Raw genomic sequence first — 14,808 nt, 5'->3', positions numbered from 1 at the left:
AATGAAGATGATTAATAAACTGCCGTCTCTGGCCCTGGCTGTCTCCGCAGCCCTGACGATGTCAGGCTGCGTCTCGCACCCGGGTAACGAAAGCCCTCTGCGGGCGGAAGCCTATAAAAACGTGATTAATCGCAGCGGTGCCCCACACTACATGCTCGATTACGATTTTGATGAACACCAACGCTTTAATCCGTTTTTTGATCTTGGCACCTGGCATGGTCATTTGCTGCCAAACGGCCCGGAAGGCATGGGCGGTTTCCCGGGCCCGGCGCTGCTCACCGAAGAATACATTAACTTTATGGCCAATAACTTCGACCGGCTAAGCCTGTATAAGAACGGTGAGAAAGTCCACTTCAGCATGACCGCCTACAGCATCCCCGGCGCGCTGATCCAGCGGCTTACCGCCCCAGGGATCACGGTTAAACTGACGCTGCGATTCGCTACTGCCCGCACTTCGCTGCTCGAAACCCAAATCACCAGCGATACGCCGCTGGAGCTGGTGTGGGATGGTGAACTGTTGGAAAAATACTACGCCAAAGAACAAAAACCGCAGTCGCCGCCAACCATCGAGCAGGCATTCCCCGACTATACGCGGCACCTGTTGCCAACCAACGACGGCCTGCGGGTTACCTTCGGCAAGGTGCGCGCCGCTTCACAACTGATGACTTCCGGCGAGTCCGAATACCAAATTCATAAGTCGCTGCCACAGCAAACGACGGTCAATGGCCATAGGTTTATCGCCAAAGCCACGATTTCCGGCTCCACCACCTTCTATACCACCTACTCTCACCTGCTCACCGCCGCAGAAGTCCAGCAGGAACAAAGCAAGATTGCTTCGATCCTCGCCGATCCACAGCGCTACATGAACGCATCGACCCAGCGTTGGGAAAATTATCTCGACCGGGGGCTGTCGAATCCGCATGCCACCCCGGCACAGGAACGCGTGGCGGTTAAAGCGATAGAAACCTTAAACGCCAACTGGCGCGGGGCCGCCGGTGCGATGAAATTTGATTCGGTGACGCCTTCGGTCACCGGGCGTTGGTTCTCCGGCAACCAGACCTGGCCCTGGGATACCTGGAAGCAGGCCTACGCAATGGCGCATTTTAATCCCAACGTCGCCAAGGATAATATCCGTGCGGTGTTCGCTTTCCAGATCCAGCCTGACGACCCGCGGCGCCCGTGGGATGCCGGCTTTATTCCCGATTTGATCGCCTATAACCCCAGCCCGGAACGCGGCGGCGATGGCAGCAACTGGAATGAACGCAATACCAAACCCAGCCTGGCGGCCTGGGCGGTGATGGAGGTGTACCACACCACCGGCGATAAACAGTGGCTGGCCGAGATGTATCCTAAGCTGGTCGCCTATCACGACTGGTGGCTGCGCAACCGGGACCATAACGGCAACGGGGTGCCAGAGTATGGCGCCACACGCGACAAGGCACACAACACGCCGGACGGTCGGATGCTGTTTACCGTTAAACGTGGGCAGCATGAGCAAAAGCTTGCCGGGTTGAACAACTATGATCGGGTGGTACGTTCCGGGCGTTTCGACAGTATTGAAATCCCGTCCCAGGTCGCCGCATCCTGGGAGTCGGGCCGCGACGACGCCGCCGCCTTTGGCTTTATCGATCCGGATCAGTTGGCCCGTTACCTGGCGCAGGGCGGTAAACGGCAGGACTGGCAGGTGAAGTTTGCCGAAAACCGTGCCGCGGACGGTACCCTGCTCGGCTATTCGCTGCTGCAGGAATCTGTCGATCAGGCCAGCTACATGTACAGCGACAACCGGTATCTGGCCGAGATGGCCGATATTCTGGGCCGCAATACCGAGGCCGCCACCTTCCGCAGCAAGGCCGATAAACTGGCGGATTACATCAATAACTGCATGTTCGATAGCGCCAGCGGTTTCTTCTACGACATCCGCATCGAAGATAAACCGCTGCCCAATGGCTGCGCCGGTTACCCCATCGTGGAGCGAGGTAAAGGGCCAGAAGGTTGGTCTCCATTATTTAATGGCGCCGCCAGCCAACAGCACGCCGACGCTGTAGTTAAAGTGATGAAGGATCCACGTGAGTTCAACACCTACGTTCCTCTCGGTACGGCAGCGCTGACCAATCCGGCGTTCGGTGCCGATATTTACTGGCGGGGACGGGTCTGGGTAGATCAGCTGTATTTCGGGCTGAAAGGCATGGAGAGCTACGGCTATCGCGCCGACGCTGTTGCCATGGCCCAGGCTTTCTTCAACCATGCCGACGGGCTGATGACCGACGGTCCCATCCGCGAGAACTACAACCCGCTGACCGGCATGCAACAGGGCGCGCCGAATTTCTCCTGGAGCGCGGCGCACCTCTACATGTTGTATAACGACTTTTTCACCCAGTAGTCTGTCGGTCACCCTGCCAGAGTGAATACTGGCAGGGTTAATGCACTGGCTATTGTTTGATCGGTATGACCAGTACGTCGACATTCAACTGGTTGATCGCATGCTGGGTTGAGGAAAACAGCTTGTTCCACAGATCGTGGTGATGGCCAAAAACCACCAGGTCGACGCTTTTATCCACCACCGCATTCTTCAACTCTTCGATAAAATCGCCGTGTCCGATGATCACCTCGTTGATCGGGTAATTCACGTTCTGGGTCAGCGGCTCCAGCTCTTTCTTGATCTTCTCTTCAAAAGGGACGCCGTCGTAGCTTCTCTCAGAAAAACCAATCGCCGCGTGGTAGGTATCGTAATGGATATCCACGTAGATCAGAGAGAGCCTGGCCTGCAATGCCGCGGCCAATCTCGCGCCTTTTTCCACCAGCCGTTTTCCGTCATCACTCAGGTCGGTGGCAATCATAATATGTTGATAGCACATAGCGCCTCCTGTCATTGATTCATAGAGACCCCGATTTGCACGGCAACATTTCTGTTGTCCCGTTATGGATAATTTTAGTTCAGAAACCCGAGGGACGAACGGGCATCTTGCCGTTGGAACAGCCCCGTTACCGGGGCTGGATACGCCATGATGACGCGGGCCGTCAGCGCGTTATTTCTGGCTTTGCGTGTAAGGGGTATACACGCCGGTCAGGCTTTCGAGGAAGGCAACAATATCATCGACATCCTGCTGCGGCAGTTCGGTACCCACCTGATAGCGCAGCATCAGTTTGACCGCCTCATCCAGCGTGGCGACATCCCCGCGATGGAAATAAGGCGCCGTCAGTGCCACATTGCGCAGGCCGGGCACCTTTTGCCGTAGCCTGTCGCGCGCTTCGCTGGTGACGTTCATGCGCCCGATATCCGCGGCGGTAATTTCACCAAAATTGAAGTCGCGTTTCAGCCCCAAGGGCTCGAAGGAACGCCCACCCAGGATGGTTCCCCCGTGGCAAGTGGCGCATTTGTTGTCCTTAAACAGCTGATAACCGTGTTTCTGCTGCATCGTCATGGCATTGTCATCGCCGCGCAGCCAGCTGTCGAAAGGCGAGTCCGGCGTGATTAAGGTTTTTTCAAATTCGGCGATGGCATCCGTAATAGTCTCGCCGCTGAGGCCCTGCGGATAGGCGGCGACAAAATCACGGGTTAATATCGGATCCTTGTCCAGCTTGCCGATGATCTCCTCCCAGGATTTGGAGGCCATTTCGATAGGGTTGAGCGGCGGTCCACCGGCCTGTACCTGCAACGTTGGCGCGCGGCCGTCCCAGAACTGCTCGCTGTTGAACACGGAGTTGAATACCGTTGGCGCATTTATCGGCCCTACCGCGCCGCCAACGCCAATCGACGTTTTTCTGCCGTCTACACCTCCGGTATTGAGTGAATGGCAGTGGGCACAAGAGAGAGTGCTGTCTCCGGAAAGGCGCGGGTCGTGATACAGTCGAAAACCCAGTGCCACTTTCTGTGCGTCGACGGGCAATGCCTTGGGGATCGGCTGAATCGGCTCATTGCGGTGTTCCACGGCGGCCTCGTTACTGGCGTAGTAACGCGCGCGCTGCTGCGCTATCCAGCCGAGCAAAGTCTCGCGCTCTTGCTCATTCACCTGCCCCGCCCAATGCAAGGCGACATACCGTGTCGGCGGCATGGTCTTATGCTGCATTACCCATTCAATCTTGTTCAGATCGCTTTGTGATACCGCTTTATCTTCGATCAGGCTGGCACGCACAGGTTCCAGGTTAAAAGACTGATAGCCGAGGCGGATATCGTATTCCATCAGCTGTTTGGCAATGGGAAAAGAGGCATAGAAGGGAAGTTCGGCAGAAGGTGTATGGCAATAATCGCAGCCCTTTTCTCTCAGCAATCCGAGAACCTGATTATTTTTCTCCAGCGCCGAGCGCGGTGCCTGGCTGTACACCGTTCGCTGAGTATCGTGATACCAAACATAGCCCGAAAGCCCCAGATAACATAAGACCATGCCGGTAAGGGATATCGCCGCAATACGGGTGACCTTTTTCATTTTTCTATCCTTATGAGGTATTGCCCATCCAATAGACAGTCGCCCGGCAATAGTAGAGAGGAAGATGCGCCGCATAATTGATAACAATCAATGAATAACCCAGCCTGCGCCTATAGCTGTAATAGCGTTTGCCTATCAGCGTGCCGATATAAAATCGGCGGCTATTTTCTTAAGGCATCCAGGCATTGAAATATCCCAGGATTTCAAACGCCTGTTTATTTTCTCAATCCGGATAGTCCTTTGATTTTATAAATAATTAAATCGGTAAACGTGACGACAGAAATAAATCACCGGCTCTGCCCGCTCATTTTCATATTGAAACGCTTCTTTAGGGTTTATGCCCCTTCCCTTGTGCTCTGCTCTCAACCGGTCATTTTGGCTAAAAGCGCCGTTGACAGGGTTTTTATCAAATGCGAGGATAATGGTATCGATTCGATACCAAATTAACATTTAGATCAACAAATAAAAGGATAAATAACTATGCATATCAATGTATTTGACACTCATGTACATACCAGGGATGGTCGCTATCTGCATTTCGACGTGTTCACCGACAGCAATGATCTGGCGCAGGCCAGACGCTATGCGCAACAGTTTCTCAAGCAGAACAACATTGAGGAGGACAATATCAGCCAAAGCAGCTGCGCCTTCTGTCACAGCGAGTCCTCCAGCCCTGAGGTGGAGCAGGCTATTGGCCAAACGGGCTATTACATTTTTAAAATGCAGGGTTGCCAGGGGATGTCATGACAACTTACTGGCCCATAGACTGCGAACTGCATGATTATTTGGAAATTGCCTGCCTCTACGGCTACCGGCTGAACGTTGAATTGGTTAACGGGCAGTGTTTTCAGGCGACGGCGTTAACCACCCAGACGCTGGAAAATGAGGGAGAGTTTATTTATTTCGATAATCAACGGGTTTGCCGCCTGGATCAGCTTTCGGCCATTACTCCGCAAGGGCGTCATGCCCTCTTTGGTCGCATCGCGCTGACGCAATGAGGGCAGGACAAAATAACCTGATGGCCGGGATCACCGCACGCGCTGGGCTTCAAACCAAACGTTGCACACCGACAGGATCAGCGTGTTGGCATCTTTTACCAGCACGTTATCCCCTGGTACGCCGTCGGTACCCTGATCGGTAATGCCTTTGATTGTGGTATCGGCATGCTGGATCATCACCCGCTCAACCGCCGGCGTGCTGATGCCCAGCATCGGGAAATCGATATAAGAACTGCTGCCGGAATTGTCCTCGACGAACTCCTGCGCTTCCACCGTACTCAGGGTGGCCCCTTCGCTTTTCAACTCGGTGCCATTCCAGGTGAAACTCCCTGCTTTATAACCGATCTTACCACCGATCAGCCCTTTCGCCTGCTGTTCATCCCAGCACCCCACGGTTTGGGTCGGCAGGATCTTGCTGACATGCCAGTTGCCCAATAACGTTTTCGGGATAGGTTCCGCCGCGCTTTCCGCCGCCTGCACCTGAGCCGTTGATACGCAAGTCAAAACCACCAATGGCAGCAACGCCTTGCGCCACATGTTAAATCGCATTGTCTTTTCCTTTGGCTATTCGCGCCCCGGTTGGGCTTTCCGTCATCATAATAAGCAGGCGGATCCCCCGTCAAAACAAACTGTATACCAGGGCACAAACAGGATACACCGGGCCGATTAGCCCAGTGGCCATCCCCGGCGCCCCTCTTCCCCTTCTACCCACTGCGCTTCTCCCCCTAACGGCAAGCGCCGATCGTCCAGATAACGGTAGTGACGGCGAGCCAATGCCAACAGGCTAAAGTCCAGTGTGGCCGACAGCGCCCCCGCCGCACGGCCCAATCCGGCGACTTCGCGCCCCAGCGGATCGACAATCAGGCTTTCGCCGGCGAACTGCATCCCCCCGCCGTCGCCACAGCGGTTGGTCATGGCGACAAACATCTGGTTATCCTGCGCGCGGGCCACCGCGGCATTGCGGTGCACCGGGCCATAAGGGTCCATATTGCCGTTGGTCACCAGCAGCAATTGGCAGCCCATAACGGCTAACGCCCGGGCGTTTTCCGCGAACTCAAGATCGTAGCAAATCAACAGCCCGATACGCGTTCCACGCCAAACGCCACACACCAACGTATCGCCGGGAATGACGGCAGCACGCTCATCCGGCCACAAATGGGTTTTGCGATAGTGCAGATAGATCCCCTGCTCCGGCGTGATCAGCACCGTACTGTTGAACACCCCCTTATCGGTGCGTTCAAGAAAGCCAATTACCAGCGCGACATCGTATTGGCGGCTGGCCTGCACCAGCTGCAGTAACTCCGCACCGTCGCTTTGCAGGGCATAGTCGGTGTCGCCCTGCGCTGTGGCAAAGCCGGTGAGCTGGGTTTCCGGGAACAGAATAAGGTTGCCGCCCTTGGCGTAACGCTCGATAAATGCCAGAACCTGCGCCAGGTTGTCGGCGACGCAGCCTTCCCGGCAGGGCAATTGGGCCAGGGTTATTTCCATTTTATCCTCCACGCGGAACACAGTATTAATAATGGTAGTATGCCCGAAACAGCCATTCTGGCTATTCCATGACAGGGGTAACATCAGTGGGTAACAGCAGCCTTATTTCTCCCGAGACGCTGGCCTGGCATCGGGCATTCGGCCAACTGGTCGATAACCTCGACGGGGCGGATTTCTGGCTGAGCTGTACGCGCCTGTTGAAGGGGCATATCCCGTTCGAAAACTGGGTAGCGCTGCTGTTTTCTCCACAGCATCCGCCACAGATCCTGGCTGCCAGCGACGAAAGCGACGGCAGTGACGAAGCGCTGTTTCACGATTACCAGAAAGGGCTCTATCTGCTTGATCCTTTCTACCTGGATGCCTGGGCGCGCCAACGCACCGGGCTGTTACGTCTGGACGACGTCGCGCCCGCCAATTTTGCGGCGACGGAATACTATCAACACTATTTCAACCATAACGTCGGTGGTGATGAGGTGCATTTCAACCTGCTGGTGGAGCCGCAGCGCATGCTTTGCCTGTCGTTGGGCGCCTCTCGGCGCTACAGCGATCGTCACCTCGGCGTGCTGGCTCTGGTCGAAAGTTGGCTACTGCCATTGATGCGCCAGCGGATGCGTTTCGAAAACGCCAGCGATGATAGCGACAGCAACTTCTCACTGTCGTCGTTGCCCGGCGGCGCACCATTGACGGAACGGGAAAACCAGGTCAGCCAACTGATGCTGGCGGGCTGTTCTACCAAGGAGATCGCCCGCCGCCTGCAGATTTCTATCGAGACGGTACGGGCGCATAAAAAGCATTTGTACTCAAAACTGGGCATCAACACGCAGTCCGAACTGTTTGCGCTGTTTTGGCGCAGCCGCGGAGCCTGACCTCCCTCATAGCAAATCGCTATTAATCATAGAGAATCAGTATTTTATTTTAGTCAGCCGATTATCTAGAGTCAGTGCCACTCTTCAGCCTGCAAGAACCAGCAGGCTATTTTGACAAGGACTCTGGGAAAATGACATTTACGCTGAAAAAATTCACCGCGGCTCTGGCGGTGACAAGTGCCCTGCTACTGACCGCCTGTGGACCGACCGAACAGGACAACCACCACATCAAAGTCGGCATCAGCTCCGGCATCGATCAGGCGATGTGGGCGGTCGTGCAGAAAGTCGCCAAACAAAAATACGATCTGGATGTGGAAGTGGTGACCTTCAATGATTACGTGTTGCCCAACGAAGCGCTGAATAATGGCGATCTCGACATCAACTCCTTCCAGCACAAGCCTTACCTGGAAAAACAGATCCAGGAGCGCGGTTATAAACTGGTGGCGGTAGGCAATACCTTCGTTTATCCGATCGCCGGCTATTCGAAAAAAATCTCATCGCTCAGTCAACTGGCCGACGGCGCACAGGTTGCCGTCCCCAATGATCCGACCAACCTTGGCCGCTCGCTGTTGCTGTTGCAAAAACAGGGGCTGATTGTGCTGAAGGAAGGCGTCGGGCTGCTGCCTACCTCATTGGATATCGTCAGTAATCCGAAGAACTTGAAAATCGTCGAGATCGAAGCGCCACAGCTGCCGCGAGCACTGGATGACAAACAGATCGCACTGGCGATCATCAACACCAACTACTCCAGCCAAATTGGCCTGTCGCCGGCCAAGGACGGGCTGTTTGTCGAAGACAAAAACTCCCCTTACGTCAATATCTTCGCCAGCCGGGTGGATAACCAGAACAGCGAAAACGTGAAGAATCTGGTCAAGGCCTACCAGACCGATGAGGTTGCCGCCAGCGCCGCCGAAATCTACAAGGGTGACGCCGTTAAAGGCTGGTAATTTGCATTTCCCCCGTGGCGGCCGTCACGGGGTTCTTTCCTTCTCCTCCCCATGACGCCTTGGTTATTTCCCGATCGTTTTTCACTCGGTTAGATCACAAATTGAACAATGGCTGCTAGGTAAAAAAAGCTGCAATGTTGTATACAAGTTTGCGTAAATGTTTTCTATTTGTTTCAAAAAACTTCGGGTGAAAATAATGAAAAATAGAAAAATCAAGCTGTTGCTGGCCGCGGGGGCTCTGGCTGCGGTCGCGGCGCTGGCGGTCGCCGGCAAGGTGGAGAATGCCGACAAGACCTTCCTTTCCGTGGCCACCGCCTCCACCGGCGGCACCTATTACCCGATGGGCGTCGGGCTAGCCAACGTCTGGAGCAACCGCCTGAAGCAGAACGGCATCCAGGTCAGCGGGCAATCCTCCGCGGGATCGATAGAGAATATCGATCTGCTGCAGAAAAACGAGGCACAGCTGGCGATCCTGCAAAGCCTGATCGCCGTCGAAGCCTATCAGGGCGTGCGCAATTTTGAAGGCCGCGCCTACGGCCACCTGCGCTCCATCTCGATGCTGTGGCCAAACGTAGAACACTTTGTGATGCTGGAAAACAAAGTCAAGGACGGCACCCTGAATGACATCGCCGGCAGCCGTTTTTCGGTGGGACCACAGGCCAGCGGCACCGAGCAGTCCACGCTGATCATTTTGCAAGGGGTCAACCTGAGCAAGAAATCGCTGACGCCGGAGTATCTGGGCTATGGCGACACCGTTTCGGCCATGCGCGACGGGCGGCTCGACGGCGGTGCCCTGCCTGCCGGGGTACCTGCGGCAGCGGTCACCGACATGTATGCCAGCGGCGTACCGGCACGCATTCTCGACGTCACCGATGAACAACTGGCCAATATCAACGCCATCGCCAATTCCTGGTTCCGTTTTGATATCAAGGCCGATACCTACCCACGGCAGAGTAAGGCGGTTTCCACTATCGCCCAGCCCAATATTTTGGTCGCGCTCAATGGCCTTGATGAAAAGCTGGTGTATGACCTAACCAAAACCCTGTTTGAAAACCTGCCGGAAGTGCATCAGGTCCACAGTGCCGCCAAATACATTTCGCTGGAGAATGCGCTGAAAGGCGTCTCTGTGCCGCTGCATATGGGCGCTTATAAATATTATCTGGAGGCCGGGGTCAGCGTGCCCGACTACCTGATCCCACCGGAAGCGGCAGCGCTTGCCGCCAATCGATAAGGAGGTCGTATGAGCACTAACAACCTGTCACCGCAAAATGCCGTCGATCTGGATAAGGAAGCCGGCGCCGGCAGCCGCCCGCTGAGCGGTATCTACTTGCAGTTGGCCACGGTGCTGGCGATAGCGATTTCCGCCTATGCCATTTATGCCAATGCGCTGTCGAATACCCAGGAGTTCTACCGCAATACCACTTTTCTCAGCGGCATTCTGATCCTCGGGTTCATTTTATTTCCGTTCTCTCGCCGCCACGCCACCAGCAAATTCAACCGCTGGGACTACCTGTTTATCATCCTGACGCTGGTCAGCTACGGGTATTTCTACGCCAGCTATCTGGATTTGCACGTGGTGCGCAAGAGCATTCCCAATACCACCGACTACCTGATGGCGGTGATCGGCATCGGCGTACTGTTTGAAGCCGCACGCCGCACCACGGGGTATTTCATCCCTGGGCTGGCGACCTTCGCTATCGTTTATGCGCTGTTCGGCCAGTACTTTATGGGCATTTTCGGCCACGGCGGCTTCTCGTTCGAACGCCTGCTCTACCGGCTGTTTATGACCAGCGAAGGGATCTTCGGCATCACCCTGTCCACCGCCTCCACCGCCATCGTGGTATTTATCCTGTTTGGCGCGTTCCTCAGCGTCAGCGGGGCCACGGCGTTGTTCAACGATTTGGCGCTGGCGATGGCCGGTCGCCGTCGCGGCGGCCCGGCGCAGGTCGCGGTGATCTCCTCGGCGCTGACCGGCTCCCTGAGCGGCAGCGCGGTGGCCAACGTCGCTACCACCGGCACCTTCACCATTCCGCTGATGAAAAGCATCGGCCTGTCGCCCCGCTTTGCCGGTGCGGTTGAAGCCACCGCCTCCACCGGCGGAATGATCATGCCGCCGATCATGGGGGCCGCCGCCTTTATTATGGCCGGCTTCCTCGGCATTTCGTATACCACCATCGTGATCGCCGCCATTATTCCCGCATTGCTCTATTACGCAGCGCTGATTATTGCCATCGATCTGGAGGCTAAAAAGCAGGGTCTGAAAGGCATCAGCAAAGAAAATATTCCCAAAGTGAAAGCGGTGCTGAAGGCGCGCGGCCTGCTGTTGCTGCCGTTGATCATCGTTATCGGCACCCTGTTGCTGGGCAAAACGCCGATCTATGCCGGGTTCCTCGGCATTATTTCGATCATCGTCGCCAGTTGGATCACCCCGGATACCTCCGTGCGCATGACGCCGAAAAAAATCGCCGAGGCGCTGAACGAAGCGGCACGCGGTTCTATTCAGGTGACGGTAGCCTGCGCCGCCATCGGGGTGATCATCTGCGTGGTCACCATGACCGGCATCGGTTCCACGCTGGCGTTTAACATCGTCGCGATGACCGACAACACCCTGTGGATGATCCTGCTGGTGGTTATGCTGGTGTGTATCGTACTGAGCATGGGGCTGCCTTCTACCGCGCTGTATATCGTGGTAGCGGTTACCGTTTCGCCGATCCTGATCAAGGCCAGCGTGATGCCGCTGGCGGCGCACTTCTTTGTGTTCTGGTTTGGCGCCTTGTCCAACATCACGCCGCCGGTGGCGCTGGCCAGTTACACCGCCGCCAGCATCGCCCGCGCCGACCCGATGCAGACCTCGTGGGACGCCGTACGCCTTGCGCTTCCGGGCTTTATTATCCCGTTTATTCTGGTCTACAACCCGATACTGCTGATGCAGGGCGACGACCTTAATACGCTGTCGGTGATCCATATGGTGATCAGCGCATTGGTAGGGATTTATGCGCTGTCGATCGCCAGCGCCAACTTCTGGATGATGAAAACTCACTGGCTGGAGCGGATATTGTTTAGCGTAGCGGCTATCCTGCTGATTAAACCGGGTCTGCTGACCGACTTGGGCGGCGCGGCGCTGATTGTCTCTGCGGCGTCTGTGCATCTTTTGCGTTTCAGGCGGAGCCATCCGCAGAGGGCGATGAATGATCAATAAAGTGACGCGCCAGAAGGCTTCACATCAGGTACTGGCGCAGTTGAAAGAAGGCATCAGTAACGGCACCTTCCCCGTCGGGGAAAAACTGCCGTCGGAGAACCTGTTGGCGGAGGCCTTTGGCGTCAGCCGGGTGCCCGTGCGTGAGGCGCTCGGCATTCTGGAGGTCAGCGGGATTATTTCTTCGCGTCAGGGGGGCGGCCACCGGGTGGAACAACATTCCCTGCTGAGCAAATACCAGCCGCTGGTGTTGGAAATAGCCGATCCGGATGAAGTGGAAGCGCTGCTGGAAATGCGCGAGGTGATTGAACAACAGGCGGCATGCATGGCCGCCGAACGCCATACTGAGGAGGAACTGCGGGCGATAGAATTGGCCCTTAACGACTTCAAACGCTGCACCCTCGACGAAGGTTTGATTGGCCACCGAGAGGATTACCTGTTCCACCGCGCCATTATGCAAGCCTCGCACAACCCGTTTTTCGTGCAGATCCTGGATAACATGCACGAATTGTATCTTGGCGTGCTGGTGTATTCACTCAGCAAGAACCTTGGCCGTCAGGCCGAACGCCAACGGGTGATCGACGAACACCAACGGGTTTTTCTGGCGATCAAGGCTCGCGATCCGGCGGCGGCCACGGCCGCTATGCGGAACCATCTCAGCAACGTACGCGGTAAATTGCGCCGCCTGGACCATGAGGAGTTAGGGTAATCATGCATGACGTGATCATTATCGGCGCAGGTCTGGTGGGGTTGGGGGTCGTCAATGCGCTACAGGAAGCGAACCCGGTGCTGCGCATCCTGATCCTGGAAAAAGAAAATGGCCCGGCGGCCCACCAAAGCGGCCATAACAGTAACGTAGTGCATTCCGGCATTTACTACACTCCCGGCAGCCTGAAGGCGCGGCTGGCCAAGCTGGGCAATCAAAGCATGTTCGCCTTCTGCCGCGAGCATGATCTCTATCAGGATCAGTGTGGCAAAGTGATTGTGGCAACCCAATTGAAGGAACTGGCTTTACTGGAGAATATCTACCGGCGCGGGCGACAGAACGGGCTCGCGGTCAGCCGATTGTCGCAGGCGCAGTTAAAGGAACGCGAACCGCACGTCAACGGAATTGAGGCGCTGCTGGTGCCGGATGCCGGCATCGTCAATTACAGCCAGGTGGCGGCAAAGCTGGCGGAAGTGATCCAGCAACGCGGCGGCGAGATCCGCTATGGGCAACAGGTTGAGGGCATCGTTGAAAGCAGTGACGGCGTCAGCGTGCGTACCCCTCGCGCAGAATATCAGGGCAAGTGGCTGGTTAACTGCGCCGGTCTGTTCAGTGACCGCATCGCCGCATTGGCCGGCTATCAGACCGGCATGAAGATCGTGCCGTTCCGGGGTGAATACTTTGTGCTGAACGAAGAAAAAAACTATCTGGTGAACCACCTGATTTACCCGGTACCTAACCCGGATTTCCCTTTCCTCGGCGTGCATTTTACCCGCATGTACAACGGCAAACGCGACGTTGGCCCCAATGCGGTGCTGGCATTCAAACGTGAAGGTTACCGCAAGTGCGATTTCAGCCTGCGGGATCTGAGCGAAGTGCTCGGCTATCGAGGATTCTGGAAAATCGCCAGCAATTATCTTGGCGAGGGGCTGGCAGAAGTTCGACGCTCCCTGTCACGCAAACTATTTACCGAGAACGCACGCCAGCTTATCCCCGAGCTGCAACCGGAAGATATCCGACCCGGCCCGGCCGGGGTTCGCGCCCAGGCGCTGACCGCCGACGGCAAACTGGTGGATGATTTTCATTTTGTGAAGGGCCGCCGCTCGCTGCACGTCTGCAATGCCCCCTCCCCGGCAGCGACCGCCTCACTGGAGATTGGCCGCGAGATCGTACGACAACATCTTGCTGCGCTTTGATGTTAAAGCCCGCGGATGCGGGCGTTTCCAGCTTACTTTGCCGCGTATTTTTGCATATTGGCCGGCGTGACCAGTTCAAACGGGATCCAATAATAGGGTTCCAGCCTTTCGCCCTTGATCATCCGCTGCGCCACGTCGACCGAGGCCTTGCCCTGGCCGACGGCGTCCTGGAATACCGTGACCTGCATCTTGCCGGAAGATAACGCTTTCAGGCCGTCCGGGGTGGCGTCGATTCCGCCGATCAGCACTTTGTTGTCCTTTTTACCCGCCTGTTGCAATGCCATGATCGCGCCAATCGCCATCTCGTCGTTGTTGGCCGCGACGATATCAATGGGCTCACCGTTGGTTACCCAGTTCAGCATCAGATCCATACCCTCGCTGCGCGAGTAGTTGGCGCTTTGCTTTTGCACCACTTTCATTTTCGGGTACTTGGCCACTACCTGCTCCACGTCTTTGGTGCGTTGCAGCGCACCGGCGTCGGTCAGGTTACCGATCATGATGGCCACGTTACCCTGATAATTTGCCAGGCGCGCCAGCTCTTCCATCTGCAAGGTACCGGACTGTTTCTCGTCGGAGCCGACGAACACCACGCCGGAAGGCAGCGTGCTGTCGCCCGGCGTACGATTCACATACACCAGCGGAATACCCGCCTTGGTCACCAACCTGGTGATCGCAGGCGTGCCCGCCGAGTTGACCGGGTCGACGATGATCGCGTCTACCCCGGCGCTGATAAAGCTCTGCACCTGATCGGTCTGGCGGCCAACGTCACCGCGCGCATCTTCGAACTGCACGGTAATGCCGCGTGCCTTGGCTTCCTTGTCGATCGAATGGCGGATGATGGTCAGGAAATTCTGGTCGAAATAGGCCATCGACACGCCGATAGTCTCCGCCAGTACCGAAGTGGAACAGCTAAGCGCCGCCACCAGCACGATTCTTTTTAGGTATTTCATGGTGATTCCCCTGAGGTAAAAAAAACCGCCGGGCAAG

14 protein-coding genes are annotated in these 14,808 nt (G+C 56.2%); 9 read left to right on the top strand and 5 right to left on the bottom strand.

Going from position 1 to position 14,808, the window contains the following annotated elements; all coding sequences use genetic code 11:
• Nucleotide 1: 1 nt before the first annotated feature.
• On the top strand, nucleotides 2–2,380 hold the full coding sequence (gene ygjK, locus LQ945_RS23395; RefSeq protein WP_270101853.1) for an alpha-glucosidase: 2,379 nt from the start codon (nucleotides 2–4) through the stop codon (nucleotides 2,378–2,380).
• Between the two features lie 49 nt (nucleotides 2,381–2,429).
• On the opposite strand, the gene LQ945_RS23390 is transcribed toward ygjK, so the two are convergent.
• Both LQ945_RS23390 and LQ945_RS23385 read right to left on the bottom strand, forming a co-directional pair.
• Nucleotides 2,430–2,855, bottom strand: coding sequence for a universal stress protein (locus LQ945_RS23390; RefSeq protein ID WP_044549926.1), 426 nt, complete (start codon nucleotides 2,853–2,855; stop codon nucleotides 2,430–2,432).
• 171 nt (nucleotides 2,856–3,026) lie between these two features.
• Nucleotides 3,027–4,424 carry a cytochrome-c peroxidase gene (locus tag LQ945_RS23385; RefSeq protein WP_270101852.1) on the bottom strand — a complete coding sequence of 466 codons (1,398 nt, stop codon included), beginning with the start codon at nucleotides 4,422–4,424 and terminating at the stop codon, nucleotides 3,027–3,029.
• Nucleotides 4,425–4,904: 480 nt separating this feature from the next.
• On the opposite strand from LQ945_RS23385, the gene LQ945_RS23380 reads away from it, so the two are divergent.
• Together LQ945_RS23380 and LQ945_RS23375 are read left to right on the top strand one after the other, a co-directional pair.
• A complete protein-coding gene (locus LQ945_RS23380) occupies nucleotides 4,905–5,171 on the top strand; it encodes a DUF2024 family protein (protein WP_044549920.1) in 267 nt (88 codons plus the stop codon).
• A complete protein-coding gene (locus tag LQ945_RS23375; protein ID WP_270101851.1) occupies nucleotides 5,168–5,422 on the top strand; it encodes a Rho-binding antiterminator in 255 nt (84 codons plus the stop codon). Before LQ945_RS23380 ends, LQ945_RS23375 begins: the two co-directional genes overlap by 4 nt.
• A 30-nt stretch (nucleotides 5,423–5,452) precedes the next feature.
• Here LQ945_RS23375 and LQ945_RS23370 read toward each other — a convergent pair whose 3' ends face one another.
• Nucleotides 5,453–5,971 carry a hypothetical protein gene (locus LQ945_RS23370; RefSeq protein WP_269936019.1) on the bottom strand — a complete coding sequence of 173 codons (519 nt, stop codon included), beginning with the start codon at nucleotides 5,969–5,971 and terminating at the stop codon, nucleotides 5,453–5,455.
• Nucleotides 5,972–6,088: 117 nt separating this feature from the next.
• Complete coding sequence (locus LQ945_RS23365) at nucleotides 6,089–6,910, bottom strand: carbon-nitrogen hydrolase family protein (RefSeq protein ID WP_270101850.1); 822 nt, start codon at nucleotides 6,908–6,910, stop codon at nucleotides 6,089–6,091.
• Nucleotides 6,911–6,996: 86 nt separating this feature from the next.
• Between LQ945_RS23365 and LQ945_RS23360 the strand changes: the two genes are divergently transcribed.
• The 6 genes from LQ945_RS23360 to lhgO all read left to right on the top strand — a co-directional run bounded on the left by LQ945_RS23360 (nucleotide 6,997) and on the right by lhgO (nucleotide 13,821).
• Entirely contained in the window at nucleotides 6,997–7,776 is a 780-nt protein-coding gene (locus LQ945_RS23360; RefSeq protein ID WP_262241212.1) for a helix-turn-helix transcriptional regulator, read from the top strand.
• A gap of 131 nt (nucleotides 7,777–7,907) precedes the next feature.
• On the top strand, nucleotides 7,908–8,723 hold the full coding sequence (locus tag LQ945_RS23355; RefSeq protein WP_269936022.1) for a MetQ/NlpA family lipoprotein: 816 nt from the start codon (nucleotides 7,908–7,910) through the stop codon (nucleotides 8,721–8,723).
• A gap of 196 nt (nucleotides 8,724–8,919) precedes the next feature.
• The gene (locus LQ945_RS23350) at nucleotides 8,920–9,954 is read left to right on the top strand and encodes a TAXI family TRAP transporter solute-binding subunit (protein ID WP_270101849.1); all 1,035 of its coding nucleotides are present in this window, start codon (nucleotides 8,920–8,922) and stop codon (nucleotides 9,952–9,954) included.
• Nucleotides 9,955–9,963: 9 nt separating this feature from the next.
• On the top strand, nucleotides 9,964–11,922 hold the full coding sequence (locus LQ945_RS23345; protein ID WP_270101848.1) for a TRAP transporter permease: 1,959 nt from the start codon (nucleotides 9,964–9,966) through the stop codon (nucleotides 11,920–11,922).
• Entirely contained in the window at nucleotides 11,912–12,628 is a 717-nt protein-coding gene (locus LQ945_RS23340; RefSeq protein ID WP_269936025.1) for a FadR/GntR family transcriptional regulator, read from the top strand. The genes LQ945_RS23345 and LQ945_RS23340 overlap by 11 nt, the downstream gene beginning before the upstream one ends.
• A gap of 2 nt (nucleotides 12,629–12,630) precedes the next feature.
• On the top strand, nucleotides 12,631–13,821 hold the full coding sequence (lhgO, locus tag LQ945_RS23335; protein ID WP_270101847.1) for an L-2-hydroxyglutarate oxidase: 1,191 nt from the start codon (nucleotides 12,631–12,633) through the stop codon (nucleotides 13,819–13,821).
• Nucleotides 13,822–13,853: 32 nt separating this feature from the next.
• On the opposite strand, the gene LQ945_RS23330 is transcribed toward lhgO, so the two are convergent.
• Entirely contained in the window at nucleotides 13,854–14,771 is a 918-nt protein-coding gene (locus LQ945_RS23330) for a sugar ABC transporter substrate-binding protein (protein ID WP_270101846.1), read from the bottom strand.
• Nucleotides 14,772–14,808 lie beyond the last annotated feature (37 nt).

Source organism: Serratia liquefaciens, assembly GCF_027594825.1.
GTDB lineage: Bacteria > Pseudomonadota > Gammaproteobacteria > Enterobacterales > Enterobacteriaceae > Serratia > Serratia liquefaciens_A.
This window is presented reverse-complemented; position numbering and strand designations above follow the sequence as displayed.